At 33.6% G+C, this 14,102-nt stretch carries 8 protein-coding genes, 1 pseudogene and 1 CRISPR repeat array; of the genes and pseudogenes, 2 read left to right on the forward strand and 7 right to left on the reverse strand.

Annotated features, from left to right (window positions below):
- Positions 1 to 225, reverse strand: a pseudogene (locus ACYPZI_RS14415) (TaqI-like C-terminal specificity domain-containing protein); the annotation flags it as partial.
- Between the two features lie 537 nt (positions 226 to 762).
- Between ACYPZI_RS14415 and ACYPZI_RS14420 the strand changes: the two are divergent.
- Complete coding sequence (locus ACYPZI_RS14420; RefSeq protein WP_459602808.1) at positions 763 to 1,362, forward strand: master DNA invertase Mpi family serine-type recombinase; 600 nt, start codon at positions 763 to 765, stop codon at positions 1,360 to 1,362.
- Between the two features lie 264 nt (positions 1,363 to 1,626).
- Positions 1,627 to 4,741: a CRISPR direct-repeat array (repeat unit 47 nt; unit sequence GTTGTGATTTGCTTTCAAAATTGTATCTTAGTTCATTGAAATACATC).
- Positions 4,742 to 4,850: 109 nt separating this feature from the next.
- On the opposite strand, the gene cas2 is transcribed toward ACYPZI_RS14420, so the two are convergent.
- From cas2 to ACYPZI_RS14440, 4 genes are all read right to left on the reverse strand, one after another.
- On the reverse strand, positions 4,851 to 5,189 hold the full coding sequence (gene cas2, locus ACYPZI_RS14425; RefSeq protein ID WP_459602810.1) for a CRISPR-associated endonuclease Cas2: 339 nt from the start codon (positions 5,187 to 5,189) through the stop codon (positions 4,851 to 4,853).
- A 12-nt stretch (positions 5,190 to 5,201) separates the two neighbouring features.
- Positions 5,202 to 6,137, reverse strand: a complete 936-nt coding sequence (gene cas1 / locus ACYPZI_RS14430) for a type II CRISPR-associated endonuclease Cas1 (RefSeq protein ID WP_459602812.1) — start codon at positions 6,135 to 6,137, stop codon at positions 5,202 to 5,204.
- 2 nt (positions 6,138 to 6,139) lie between these two features.
- The gene (gene cas9 / locus ACYPZI_RS14435) at positions 6,140 to 10,573 is read right to left on the reverse strand and encodes a type II CRISPR RNA-guided endonuclease Cas9 (protein WP_459602814.1); all 4,434 of its coding nucleotides are present in this window, start codon (positions 10,571 to 10,573) and stop codon (positions 6,140 to 6,142) included.
- 250 nt (positions 10,574 to 10,823) lie between these two features.
- The gene (locus ACYPZI_RS14440) at positions 10,824 to 11,702 is read right to left on the reverse strand and encodes a HEPN domain-containing protein (protein WP_459602816.1); all 879 of its coding nucleotides are present in this window, start codon (positions 11,700 to 11,702) and stop codon (positions 10,824 to 10,826) included.
- A 236-nt stretch (positions 11,703 to 11,938) separates the two neighbouring features.
- Between ACYPZI_RS14440 and ACYPZI_RS14445 the strand changes: the two genes are divergently transcribed.
- The gene (locus tag ACYPZI_RS14445) at positions 11,939 to 12,331 is read left to right on the forward strand and encodes a sortase family protein (RefSeq protein WP_459602818.1); all 393 of its coding nucleotides are present in this window, start codon (positions 11,939 to 11,941) and stop codon (positions 12,329 to 12,331) included.
- Between the two features lie 84 nt (positions 12,332 to 12,415).
- Here the strand turns inward: ACYPZI_RS14445 and ACYPZI_RS14450 are convergent, their stop codons facing one another.
- Positions 12,416 to 12,967, reverse strand: a complete 552-nt coding sequence (locus tag ACYPZI_RS14450; RefSeq protein WP_459602820.1) for a hypothetical protein — start codon at positions 12,965 to 12,967, stop codon at positions 12,416 to 12,418.
- 46 nt (positions 12,968 to 13,013) lie between these two features.
- Positions 13,014 to 13,949: a relaxase/mobilization nuclease domain-containing protein gene (locus ACYPZI_RS14455; RefSeq protein WP_459602822.1), complete on the reverse strand. Its 936-nt coding sequence runs from the start codon at positions 13,947 to 13,949 to the stop codon at positions 13,014 to 13,016.
- Positions 13,950 to 14,102: the final 153 nt, after the last annotated feature.

Consider the following 14,102-nt stretch of genomic DNA (forward strand, 5'->3'; position numbering starts at 1 on the left):
ATATTTCAAATTATTTCCTGTAGCAAAACATGTACTATCTAGAGTTACGCAGCCTTTCATATCAATACCAAAACGAAGGATAGATCCTACTCTTTTCCAGACGATTTTTTGTTTAGAAAAATCGTCCATATAATTTGCTCCCCACCGCTGCAAAGCATACCATTCATAACGAATTCCTGTCTCTGCTCTGTTTCTGCCAGAAAGCTCTTTTTTATATTTTAACAAATGGTTGTATATATCTGGATATTCTTTTAGAAATTCTTGCTCTGCTTTTTCAGATGCTCCAGAGATAATTGAATCTTTATGCAGCGGAAAATGCCAGGGTATATATATTAGCCATAAATCAGCAAATTCATAGCCATAGCGTTTTATATCCCTGCCTCTTAAAATAGGGCGAATAATTTCGGCATTTTTAGATGATTTTGTGATTAGTTCATCTTTAGTTTTTCCGTCTATAATAAAAGCTTCGTTGAAGCCCGTTTTTATGCCATAATTAATTTGTATATCCCAATTTCTCAGAGGTACACCAACCGATTCAATTTTCTCTTTTATTCTTTTTTCTATATCCGAGAGGATGGCAAAAGATGATATTGATTTTTCATTGAAAGAAGAAATGATCGCAGATTGATTAAGGTAATCGCTCTAAAAATGTCGAATAAAATAGTATTATAAAAATCTATATTTTTAGTATATATAATATGTCTATCTATATTAATTATACTAATTTTATCATTTAAAATTGTATAAATTAAATCTAAAATTATGATTTACGGATATATCAGAGTTAGCTCAGATAAACAAACAACAGAAAATCAACACTTCGAAATAGAAAACTATTCTAAACTGAAAGAAATGCCTATAGACGAATGGATAGAAGAGACAATTAGTGCGACAAAACATCTTTCAGATCGAAAATTCGGAGCATTGCTTACAAAAATGCAAAAAGGAGATATTCTTATTGTAACGGAGCTATCGAGGTTAGGACGTAATCTAATGCAAATAATGAGTATTCTTCATACATGTATGGAGAAGGACATCATGGTCTTTACTATCAAAGAGAATTATGAACTCGGTAATAATATTAATTCTAAAGTCTTAGCTTTTGCTTTTGGGTTATCCGCTGAAATTGAACGTAACTTAATATCACAACGTACAAAAGAAGCTTTAGCTCGAAAAAAAGCAGAAGGGGTTATTCTTGGTCGTCCTGTTGGAAGTAAGTCCAAGACAGTAAAGCTAACGGGGCGAGAAAACGAAATGAAAGCATTACTAGATAAAAAAATTTCAAAAAGTGCAATCGGACGAATTCTGGGCGTGCATCGCTTGACGGTAAGTGCCTTTCTCAAGGACAACCCACAAATGTAACCCAAGGTTCATATTTTTCTTCTTTTTACATCTGATATACACCCTTCATAAAGAAAGAATAAACAAAGCAAGACTTTCAACGAAAATACGCTAGCCGTAGGCTTGGAAGATTTTCGTTGAAACCGTAAGGCTTGGTCTTGATGGTTTATTCTTTGTATATTATTTTGTATAGAAGATGAAAAAGAAAACTCTTCATATTTGAAAAAGTCGTATCTTAGTTCATTGAAATACATCGATGTGAGGCATTGTAAACAATTGGATAGTAGTGTGATTTGCTTTCAAAATTGTATCTTAGTTCATTGAAATACATCCGATTATGAGTTTTTTTTCGGTTCGATCCCGTTGTGATTTGCTTTCAAAATTGTATCTTAGTTCATTGAAATACATCTAGCCCAATGGCTCGTCTATCTGACGATAGTTGTGATTTGCTTTCAAAATTGTATCTTAGTTCATTGAAATACATCGTTTTTGCTTCGTCAGTACTATTAGGTGTGTTGTGATTTGCTTTCAAAATTGTATCTTAGTTCATTGAAATACATCGTATCGCATGCATCAAATGCAAAAGAAATAGTTGTGATTTGCTTTCAAAATTGTATCTTAGTTCATTGAAATACATCACGTATCAAGTATGTTCTGGTTAAAGTCTGTTGTGATTTGCTTTCAAAATTGTATCTTAGTTCATTGAAATACATCGCCTTGCCCCTTGCTAGGCTGGTCGGCGCTGTTGTGATTTGCTTTCAAAATTGTATCTTAGTTCATTGAAATACATCCTATGTAATTAGATATTCAGATCATTGGTGTTGTGATTTGCTTTCAAAATTGTATCTTAGTTCATTGAAATACATCTCTCAACTATATCATATAATTGAGAATATGTTGTGATTTGCTTTCAAAATTGTATCTTAGTTCATTGAAATACATCAAGAAATCATTCTTCATCTCTCCTATCCAGTTGTGATTTGCTTTCAAAATTGTATCTTAGTTCATTGAAATACATCCCAGCCTTTTCCCTTACAGTACCCACAGCGGTTGTGATTTGCTTTCAAAATTGTATCTTAGTTCATTGAAATACATCAATCTTCGAATTGCTTGTTAACGTCGGCAGGTTGTGATTTGCTTTCAAAATTGTATCTTAGTTCATTGAAATACATCATCCTTCCATTTTTTTCACCTTTTTCGCCAGTTGTGATTTGCTTTCAAAATTGTATCTTAGTTCATTGAAATACATCTATCCTTCCATTTTTTTCACCTTTTTCGCCGTTGTGATTTGCTTTCAAAATTGTATCTTAGTTCATTGAAATACATCACCCTTCCTAATTATGTAGAAGAAGATTTGTTGTGATTTGCTTTCAAAATTGTATCTTAGTTCATTGAAATACATCTCAAATTAAAAAAGTAACTAAGTATTAACGGTTGTGATTTGCTTTCAAAATTGTATCTTAGTTCATTGAAATACATCGGAAGCAAAAGAAAACTTAGAGAGTGTTGGTTGTGATTTGCTTTCAAAATTGTATCTTAGTTCATTGAAATACATCGCAGGACAGCACGTAGATGGTTACGATCCAGTTGTGATTTGCTTTCAAAATTGTATCTTAGTTCATTGAAATACATCCAAGCATCAGGAACGCCTGACGGATATTAAGTTGTGATTTGCTTTCAAAATTGTATCTTAGTTCATTGAAATACATCCGAGGAGCTCCACGGTGCCTACAGCAAGCTGTTGTGATTTGCTTTCAAAATTGTATCTTAGTTCATTGAAATACATCGTGATTCTTACAAGTAAAGCCCATGCTATTGTTGTGATTTGCTTTCAAAATTGTATCTTAGTTCATTGAAATACATCTAAAGTAGCTATTGAGGTATTTGTTCACTAGTTGTGATTTGCTTTCAAAATTGTATCTTAGTTCATTGAAATACATCTATGCGCGAGATTATAGTAAACCACAGCGTAGTTGTGATTTGCTTTCAAAATTGTATCTTAGTTCATTGAAATACATCGACGGTTTTTGCACTTTTCGCATATCCCCAGTTGTGATTTGCTTTCAAAATTGTATCTTAGTTCATTGAAATACATCAAGGAGACATAAGTACAGTTAATATTGTCTGTTGTGATTTGCTTTCAAAATTGTATCTTAGTTCATTGAAATACATCAATGTGAGCGAAAGAATTGAACTTTTAGAAGTTGTGATTTGCTTTCAAAATTGTATCTTAGTTCATTGAAATACATCCAGAGAGTACAGAATAGATACGTGTGTCCAGTTGTGATTTGCTTTCAAAATTGTATCTTAGTTCATTGAAATACATCAAAGGATGTTTGCGATATATACCGTCAGCAGTTGTGATTTGCTTTCAAAATTGTATCTTAGTTCATTGAAATACATCGTGTTAAGTCATTTTCCCGCAAGTATAATGTTGTGATTTGCTTTCAAAATTGTATCTTAGTTCATTGAAATACATCAGTTAATACTTTGGCATGGTGCTTCTATTGTTGTGATTTGCTTTCAAAATTGTATCTTAGTTCATTGAAATACATCGAAAACCGATAGAAGGAGAGACGATTATGAGTTGTGATTTGCTTTCAAAATTGTATCTTAGTTCATTGAAATACATCCCATGCTTGTTTCAGTCTCGTAGGGCTATAGTTGTGATTTGCTTTCAAAATTGTATCTTAGTTCATTGAAATACATCTTAAGGATATAACTACGTATATAGATCCAGTTGTGATTTGCTTTCAAAATTGTATCTTAGTTCATTGAAATACATCGAGAATTTTAGTCGTATTAGGAGAAAAGTTGTTGTGATTTGCTTTCAAAATTGTATCTTAGTTCATTGAAATACATCACTTATATATCAAGTAGGTTATAACACTTTGTTGTGATTTGCTTTCAAAATTGTATCTTAGTTCATTGAAATACATCTGAAGCTACTGAATTACTTGTAAGAAGTATGTTGTGATTTGCTTTCAAAATTGTATCTTAGTTCATTGAAATACATCTTAAAAATAATTTTTAGCTCACTCGGTAGAGTTGTGATTTGCTTTCAAAATTGTATCTTAGTTCATTGAAATACATCTGTTGCCTGAAACATATCGTGTCATGATGTGTTGTGATTTGCTTTCAAAATTGTATCTTAGTTCATTGAAATACATCTGGCAATGAAAAGATTACATGATGCAGGGTGTTGTGATTTGCTTTCAAAATTGTATCTTAGTTCATTGAAATACATCGACGTTAGCCAGACTTCGTTAGGTTTTGCGTTGTGATTTGCTTTCAAAATTGTATCTTAGTTCATTGAAATACATCACGGTTTATATGAGTATTGATCTGTTCAAGTTGTGATTTGCTTTCAAAATTGTATCTTAGTTCATTGAAATACATCATACCACACAACAAGTATATGTATTTCAACATATTGCAAACACCATTAGCATTTAGAAAATCGATGAATTTCAAATAAAAATCCCGATCAATATCGGGATTTTTATTTTCTAAAACAATTCAAGTTGCTGAGCCCCTGTTTGTTTAGTTTCGGGGCTTTTCCCATAAAATAGTTCCATCATACCAAACTGTTTATCGGTAATACAGAGTATTCCGACATGCCCTTTTGCCGGAAGAAAATTTTTCACTCGTTTGATATGTACATTAGCATTCTCAACACTCATACAATGCCGTAAATAAGTCGAAAACTGAAACATGGTAAATCCATCTCGCTGTAAATTTTTTCTAAAATCAGCGTATACCTTTCTATCCTTCTTCGTCTCGGTAGGTAAATCAAATAATACTAGAACCCACATAATACGGTATTGATTTAATCGGTCTTGCTCCATATTAGCTACGGATTACAATAATTCGGGATATTTAATTTTACGTAGTTTCCCTTCGAAACATTGGTTTAAGGATGCAGTTGTCTGACCTGCGGCAATCATCAATGGACTTTTTTGTTTTCCCATCATCACATCTATCGTTGGTATTTGTAGCAATTTGCTTTTTAACGAAGTCGTTAATTCGGTATAATCCTCGCCACTATCTACTATCGAGAAAACTAATTCATCGACAAATGGACGATATGGTTCCATTATATCGTCTGCCAAGCAATAAGCATTGTATCGATTGTGGTGGTGTATACCCAACGTAGGTAACAACCCACTTGCTACTAACGAGCGGGCAATAACTGCACGAAGTATAGCATATCCATAATTTAGCAGGTTATTAGGTGGATTCTCTTCTCTGCCTCTTGTGAAGTTGTCAATCTGAGGAAAAGCTTCTTTCCAATAGTAAGCAGCGGCACGTCCTTCAAAGTTATCAGGATCGCCACTTTTTACTTCTCCTGCCCAGTGCATCATATTACGAATATTACAAGACCTAAATTTCTTCAATACTTCTGCTTGATTTGTTATTTTGGCTTTTATGGTTTGCTGCCATAAGTTTTTCTTTAAAGGGTCAGAAGCATTGATCTGTGAGTTAAATCTTTCGCTTTGTGTCTTGTTTCCGCATAATGGAAGCATCAACCCTACAGGCATGCGGCTACTATCGCAAGTAAGCAAAGCCGTATTGTTATCCAACAGTTTTTCGATAAGCCCATGTGTTAGGGTTATTTGTTTATGGTCGAGTACAACTACTCCCAAGTCTTCAATAGGAAAGAGGGTTTCGCTTGCTTTTTTGAAATTTTCAGGCAAGCTGTCATTTTTTTCAACTTCGGGTAGTTTTATTACCAACTGATTGTTACGCATACTCAAGTATGCAGGATTTCCAAAGTAAAGTGTTTTTTTTATCATAGCTAGGCTTTTTTGATATTGCCGAGACGATCAATTTGTAATTTCCAGCAAATTGATTTAATTTGAATTCCATTATGACTAGCAGTTTTGTCATCATAAGACCCTACTAACTTACCCTTTTTGTCATTAAATGACAAATCCACTTCTTTGGGGCTTATAGCCCTCGCATGATTATTAGGTGTAAAATAACATGTTTCAGAAAAATCATTGACTTTATACATCCTACTTACCTGCTCTTTAGTCAAATTATCAAAATTAACTAAATGCGGATATTCTTGTTCTTCTTCGTTAGGCACATATACCAAATCATTAGGCGAAAGAGTAAACAATAACTTTTTATCCTCTGTTGATTCTGCTACATCTAATCCCTGCTTTTGTCGTTCGATAACTTCATTTAGCGGAATGGTTTCGTAGCTTCTTTTACCATCTTTTATATAAACTGCAAAAAATAAGTTAGTTCCATCGCTGGCTTCCACATATTTCATCCTCCTATTCCCTTTTTCGCCTAAATTAAATCTGCTTCCAATCTCGAAAACTCGAACTTTATAAATTGGTTGATGACATTTACCATCATTTAACTCAACAATATTTTTATTCATATCTTCAATCCCTTCTGGTGTAAAAGCCATTAGTTCAGGTGATATTTCTTTATTTTCATTATCTAATCTTCCTTTGTATTTTTTCAAATGGTTATATAGAATATTTTGAACGCTGGTAGCTGTAATTTTCCCAATTCGCTTTTCATCGAAAGATGTATCTAATCTTGTTCTGATTGCAGTAATTGATTTTCCTTTGGGTACCAAAATTCTTGATAAATTCACTTTTCCATAAACGAATTGTTTATGCAGAGGTTTACGTACTGCCCAACTATCGCCTTTTTCTTGTTTTTCAATTACTTTTTCACCGTCTTTGTACCGTTGGAATTTATTTACTGATTTGTTTATCACTCGCAGGTTTTGTTTGAAACTCACAATGATGTTTTCTAAAGCGGTTTGGGTGTCCTGCGTGAAAGTTGCCCACGGTTTGTGAAATTCTTTGGGAATTTTACGCAATTCGCCCCTAATGCTTATCTCTTCCATTCGTCTTAACTTCGACACTAAGTTATAATTCTTTCTTTCGGAATTTATTGAGTTTAAATAATTAATATGTTCTCTTGTTATACACGCAATAACTAGAGCGTCAAGGGCATGATGTCGATGATCTATCCGCTTTTTTGAAAATCCTTTTGCGATTGCATCGGGTACAGAAGTTTGAAACACCCATTTGCCTTCGCCGCCGTTTCGTCCTGCTTTTAGTTCCAATTGTCCAAAGTCCGAAGAGTTGGTAAGCATATTCATCCTTTCGAATCGGGGTGCAATAAGACGGTTCCATACATCGTTCAATCCCCAATCCTGTTTCATTTGACTAGTAATACTTCCTGTTATCGAAACTACCTTTTTTGAAGTTGCTTCCTGCTCTAGTTCGCCTTTTTCTGTTTGCCTCACGATATTACTTAGATACGTTTTTACAACTTTTGCAATATAACGGCTATCATTCATTTGTCTGCTGATAAAACTTTCGGGGATCTCTTCGCTTAAAAGATTTCTCTGCTTCGTTTTATTCTTCGAGAAATAACACTTTACATGTTCTTCATATTCAGAAATTTCGTTTATCCTTACTACTTTTCCATCACTAAGTGTTACGATCTGCCCATGATGTTTTTTGATAAATTCCATCGCCGTTTGATTGTCTTTCAAACTGTTTACTTCACTTTCGCAAATCACTTTATTACTTAACGAATCATCGAAAAAGCGAGATTGAGGAAAAACATGTTCGATTTGATATTTTGTTGTGAAAAGTTCGCCCAAACGAATCGTCGCTCCTGTATATGGCGAAACATATCCTTGTTCCAACCACAATTTATATCGTTGAATTTCTGATTTAGTTGGTTTGTTACTTTTTCTGATTTTATCAATTACTTCGAGTTCTTCTTTTTTGCTTTCATAACTGTATATACCTTCTTCGTAAATCTTTAATATTTCTTGTTGCGTTGGCGAGAATGGACGAACTTCAGTAATACCCGCATCCTTAAGTTCTTCGAGTATAGCCTTTATTCGCAGATTGGTATTTTCATTTGCATTAATCTTCTCCGTCATCGACTTCCGTTTGTCCGCAGGATTTTTCATTTCCCTACCCAGCTCAACATGGATTTCATCAAAGAAATTTTCAGTACCATCCCCATATTGCTGCCAAATATCTTTTACCGTTCTGAGTGTTTCGGTAATGACTTGTTCTACAATTGGGTTACGAAGCGAATGTTGTTTAAATCCTTCGGGGTTTCTATTATCTAAGAACCAAGCTAAATCCTTTACGGTTTCCCATTTTACAATATCCTTTGCCTCGGAATGGCGGTTGTACACAATATATGATGCTAACCAAAGCGGTAAACCTCTAAAATGACTTATATCGGTTAAGTTAATTGCCTTATCTCTAACTCTGTTCTTGATCTTTTCATCAAACTCGCCGTCAATTATTTTATCAATTCTTTCTTTTGTCTTATCGTCTATATTTTTATCGTCCCAACATTTCCCCATTCGCATCAGAGGTAACAATTTTTTGATAGCTTTGGCTGAATAAGAACCATAATCACTTTTGTAAGGTGGGAGGTTCGCAAATTGTCTTATAAACTCATCCGGCAGATCGTGCTTTGTTGCAAATTTATTTATTGCACTTTGTATCTCTATTTTATCGATTACCGAATATAAAATATGCCACAGAGCTTCTGTATTAGCCTCATTGAAAAAAGCTTCATTAAAACCTTCAATTTTTGCTGATTTAGACAAAAATAGCGAACGGGTTTCGTTGCAAGGATATTCTTTATCTTCCACATAATTCCAACGATAAGGCAACTTATCTTCACCCCTATTCTTTTTAATTTTGAAATAAGATGTTAGCAGAGTATCTTGTTTTATGTCTTTTCTATCATTAAGCCAATCAAATAGAGCAACATAATCGTCTTCCGTTTTAAGGAAATCTCGAGTAACATCAACATCCAGTTTCAATTTATCATCGACCATCTTTTCACGCTCGTATATTTTCAAGTTTTGTATAAATTGCCAAAGCCTGAATTCCTGAAATAAGGGATGGGACTTAGCGATACATTTCAGAGGTTGACGAATTTCAATATCATTGTCTTCCTTATCTTTTCCTTTATACTTTACCGACTCAAACTGACAATTAGCAATGAGTGATTTCTTGCTTTTCAGCGGACGTTGATAAAAAAGAATATCCTCTAAAAACAGGTGAGTAAAGTCTTTTGTAGCAATATTATTTCGATGCGATTCATTGTTTTTGTAAAGTTCCTGTAAACAAAGGATGTAAAGTTCTGTATTTTGCAATTCGGCATGAAACTCTTTTTGTTTTTCTAAAATAGCTTTTAATTCTGCTTTATAAAATTTTCGTTCAATGGTTCGCACCAATTTCCCATTGATCTTTTGTGTCGGGTTGTCTAAAAGTGAATCATATATAAATTCCCCAACTGTTTTACCCGATTGGTTTATTGTTTGCTCTGTTCGTATTTTCACTAATCCCCAATCTTCTTCTTTTGGCGATCTGAAACTTCGTTTTTCTTCATTATCCTTGTTCAATTTCACACTTCCGTCATCGTTCAACTCGGTGGTTACAATAAAATCTCTGGTTTTACCAATCCAATTCGACAATGAAATCTTACTTTCTCGTTTATAAATCCAACCATTCTCTAAAATAACGTTATACCAAGTTCCGGATTTACCCTTTTCACGTTCTACAACGTCAGTAACAAGAAGTGTATAAAATTCTTCATGTTTATTTTTATTTTCTTCTTGTTCTTCGCCTCGCAACTGATAATAACCTCTTTTTTGATTGAAATTCAAAATCAACCAAGCCAATTCTTCTTTCTCAATTTTTTCAGTTAACGCTTTTTTTCGTAGATAATATATTGTCCAATCATAAGGGATCTTTCTTTCCACTCCGTTTTCTTTCAGTTTAAAAAGCTCAGGTTGCAACTTTTTAAATTCGGCTATCATTTCGTTGAAAGATGCTTTAAATATAAAATCATATTTCTTGGGAGCGATTTCTTGCCATGCTAATTTGGGTTCAGAGTCTTTAATAAATTGCCCGAAATGTTTTTCAAAATCAATTGATTCAGCATAATGTTTCGGTAGAAAGCCCAAGATATTTAACACACGATGTAACCTTTCTCTTCTTAATAAGCAACGTTCCCGTAGGCGTCTTACTCCACGATAACCAGTTCTTTCAGCTGTCTGGGAAATTGATACTCCACTGTCGAACTTCCCTAGCACATCTTGTGACATTGGAATTATCCGACTACCCATACCTTCTATTTTCTTATTTTCAGCATCTACCAATGCCCAACCAATGGAGTTAGTTCCCAAATCTAATCCTAATATCTTTTTCATAGTATCCTTTTTATCAAAGCCTTAAAGATAAATAAATAAATTTTAAGAATATTGATCTGGTTATGTGAAATTTTAATATATTTGCAAATACAATTACGAAAGCAAATCACAATAAGGATTATTCCGTTGTGAAAACATCAATTGCGGCACTTCGGTGTCGCTTTTTCTATTTTTATATCTACTACATACGAAAAAAGCCGATTAACATCGGCTCTAAAATTCTATAATATAATAAAGATATCTATGAGGTTTACCCCATATTTGCATACTCCCCAATCTTTGCCTCACAGATACGCTTGGTAATATCTCGAAGCAATTCCACTTTCGGAATAAGAGCATCAATGTCCTCTTTTGTAACAATAAATTTCGGATTATACCTCGCCTCTATATAAGCATCCTTTACCAGATTGAAAAGCCGTTTCTCTTCCACCGAATTATTGGGAAAGACATGAGCCAAATCCGCAGAATGACCTTTGACAGACGCAGCCAGTTTAGTCAGGTTATGTTGTTTACTACTTCTCAGCGTAAAAGCTAAACGGATAGAATAGTAATAGTTTTCACAGGCTTGGTGAATATGAAAAGAACACATTTGGTATTTTTCATCTGAGATATCATGACGAGCACTTCTTAAAAAATCATTTGCTTTATCAAATTTGTCATCAAAGTACTCCTGAGCCTGTTTTTGTATCTCATCAAACTTTAGCTTGCGTCTTCGGGCTAGTTTAAACTTACCACTATCGTAAAGGATAACTCCTTCCTGTTTGATTTGGGTATGGAAATACCTGCCTTCTTCGAGAGCTTTATTTATTGTTTTAATATCGTCATTGATGAAGTTAACAGGAGTTTGGTAATCGGGTTCTTTATAATATAATGCATCAATATTATCTAATATAATTCCTGCTTTATTGTCTGATATCCTACTTGTTATTACATAAATATCATAGTCGGATCGAAAAGAGGTAGGAATACCAAATTCCACCCGTTCGTCATAGTCCACGTATTCATTTCTGGCATAGCTACCGAATAAGATAATCATTTGGGCTTCGGGAAGCCGTTTGTTGATCTCCATAACAAGGCGTATTAAGTCTTCTTGTTTGGATTTGGGCAGATAGGCTATGGACTTTTTCATCGGAATTATTTAGATACTATAAAATTAAGTTTACCAAAGATAAGGAAAAAGAAAAATACTTTATTACATAAAATTGTATATTTGTTAACTGGATATTTCGTACTGCTATTTTTATGGGTCTGATACCTTTGCAGTTCTATAAGTCAAGCTTACAGTCGTAAATATATCTGTTTCTTTAGATTAATAATCAGTCTGATAGTATTATGTATTTTATCAAGCTCTAAACAGACATATATATGGCAACACAAGAAAAAATCTCAATTGAATATTGTGCAATACTGATAAATTGTTCCTCCTTAGTACTCAGGCTATCCCATGATGAAATCAAAGAAAGCTACTCAGACAATCCTATGTATATAGCCGAGTATATTGAAAATGGAATGAAAGAGAATTTAATAGAACTTGCGTTCGATGATCAGAAAGCAACCCTGTCCTGTGCCTTTGACGGAAATAATAACTGCAATGCTTCTTATATATTCTTTGACAACTTAGACGAGTTGAATAACTATATCAGTTATCTGAATAAGACTTACGCTTATGATTATATTCAGAACCGTTGGGTATTACCCAATTCTTTCATATCCATAAAAAAGACCAAAGACGATATTTTCTTTATGTCTTTCTATTAACGGATTCCAAATATTGTATTGTAAAATGCGTGCTTTAGCTTATTAGCACGCATTTTTATATTACGTCAGTTAAGCATATCAATTTTATTTTGTCTTCTTTTTCTTGTCTGTAATAGTGTTGTTTGTTTTCAAACTATCATTTTCGATTTGTAGTTTATACATCGTTACACTCTGCCAAGTGTACCTGTTTTGCAGAATCGCATAATCGGCGTGCTGTTTCATACTGAAGGTAATCATCATAAATAAGAATACGATCAATACTCCTATAATAAATGTGGTTTTACGGATTCTGCCCCATCCGAATACCATCGTTTTATCTTTGGATAATATAGATTGTATTGCTTCTAATGTGATATTATTTTCAGGTATTCTTATGGACTCGACCGTTTCTTTTGTCTTTAAAACATTATTATTGAGCCTCTCAATATTTTTGAGATTTGCTGCAAAATGAGAATCTGTATGTTTTCCAAGAATTTTTATGCCATCATCTACCATAGCCTTTATTTCTTCTTTGGAAACAGTAGGTATATCTTGTTGTGGTATCTCAATTGATACTTCTTTTTTGGATATCATATCCAGTTTCTCGTCCATTTCGGACAGTTTGCCCCAAAGGGCTTCATTTGATACGTTTGACATAATTGTTATTGTTTAGGTTTATAATAATTTTGATTTGTAATGTTTCTTATCTTTTAATTCCGCTTTTCTTGCGGCGTTTTTTATCTTCGTGTTCCATTCTTTTCCTAAATGCGTCTTCTTCATAATCGTCTCCATGCTGCTGAAAATTAGTCATGCCACTAAGCCCATCCAGAACAGAATCAATAATTGAGGCGGATTGAGACTGCTGTTCTTTTGGATATGGTTGATTTTGGTGTTGCTTATTATTATATTGTTGGTCTTCAGCATATAGTTGATTATTCAGTTTTAAATAACTGAATTGTCTGTCTATATCAGACCCTTTGAATGAACAGTCTCCTTTTTTGAAAGAGACACCCTGTACCTCACCGGTTTGACCTTTATACTTGTAAGCAATGGATATGCCTTGCTGTTTTAAGTTTTGCTCAAATTGTTGCCAATTTTTTGATGTTTTCAGGGTCGCTTTAATGGCGTAGTATATTTCGTATTTTATTTTCTCTGCTCCTTTCAGTTTATCGGTGTTGACCTGCTCCTTAACTTTTCCAAAAGTGAGGTTGTGTTTCTTTTTAAGAGCTTTACATACTTTTACATTTTCATATTTATCATTATTATCTTTGATAGTTTCTCCGTTATTATCAACTCTGTTGAATACAATATGGCAATGAGGGTTATCGGTATTATTATGCCTAACGATAATATATTGGGTATTTATGATTTTCATGGCTTTCATATATTCTTTTGCGAGTTGAATCATAAATTGATCTGTCAGCCTCGGTTCGTCTTCTTTGGCATAGCTAAGGGGTATGTGACCGACACATTTCAAGAGGTTCGGGTTCATCAAACTTTGCATATAAAAGCTGTTGATAATCGATTTCGTATCTGTTAATAATACGCCTTCACTATCGATCAACTTCACATTTTCTTTATCAAGTACATAGGGAATACAACCTTTAAAGCTTCTTCCTTTTATTATTTTTCCAATCATCTGAGAATTTATTTATTATGTTTTGACACTAGTGGGCACTAAAAATTAAAACTTGTTCTTTGAAATGCTTTATACATTGTGGTTTCAGAAGATTTTAGTTGCGTGACGATTTGAATTGGCTTACTTGTCTTTAGCTTTGCCAAAAGTTAAAAA

Source organism: Dysgonomonas reticulitermitis (genome assembly GCF_054601275.1).

Bases quoted from the DNA above. Each gene is read 5' to 3' on its own strand.
- ACYPZI_RS14420 (WP_459602808.1), top strand. From the start codon at position 763: ATGATTTACGGATATATCAGAGTTAGCTCAGATAAACAAACAACAGAA.
- cas2 (WP_459602810.1), bottom strand. From the start codon at position 5,189: ATGGAGCAAGACCGATTAAATCAATACCGTATTATGTGGGTTCTAGTA.
- cas1 (WP_459602812.1), bottom strand. From the start codon at position 6,137: ATGATAAAAAAAACACTTTACTTTGGAAATCCTGCATACTTGAGTATG.
- cas9 (WP_459602814.1), bottom strand. From the start codon at position 10,573: ATGAAAAAGATATTAGGATTAGATTTGGGAACTAACTCCATTGGTTGG.
- ACYPZI_RS14440 (WP_459602816.1), bottom strand. From the start codon at position 11,702: ATGAAAAAGTCCATAGCCTATCTGCCCAAATCCAAACAAGAAGACTTA.
- ACYPZI_RS14445 (WP_459602818.1), top strand. From the start codon at position 11,939: ATGGCAACACAAGAAAAAATCTCAATTGAATATTGTGCAATACTGATA.
- ACYPZI_RS14450 (WP_459602820.1), bottom strand. From the start codon at position 12,967: ATGTCAAACGTATCAAATGAAGCCCTTTGGGGCAAACTGTCCGAAATG.
- ACYPZI_RS14455 (WP_459602822.1), bottom strand. From the start codon at position 13,949: ATGATTGGAAAAATAATAAAAGGAAGAAGCTTTAAAGGTTGTATTCCC.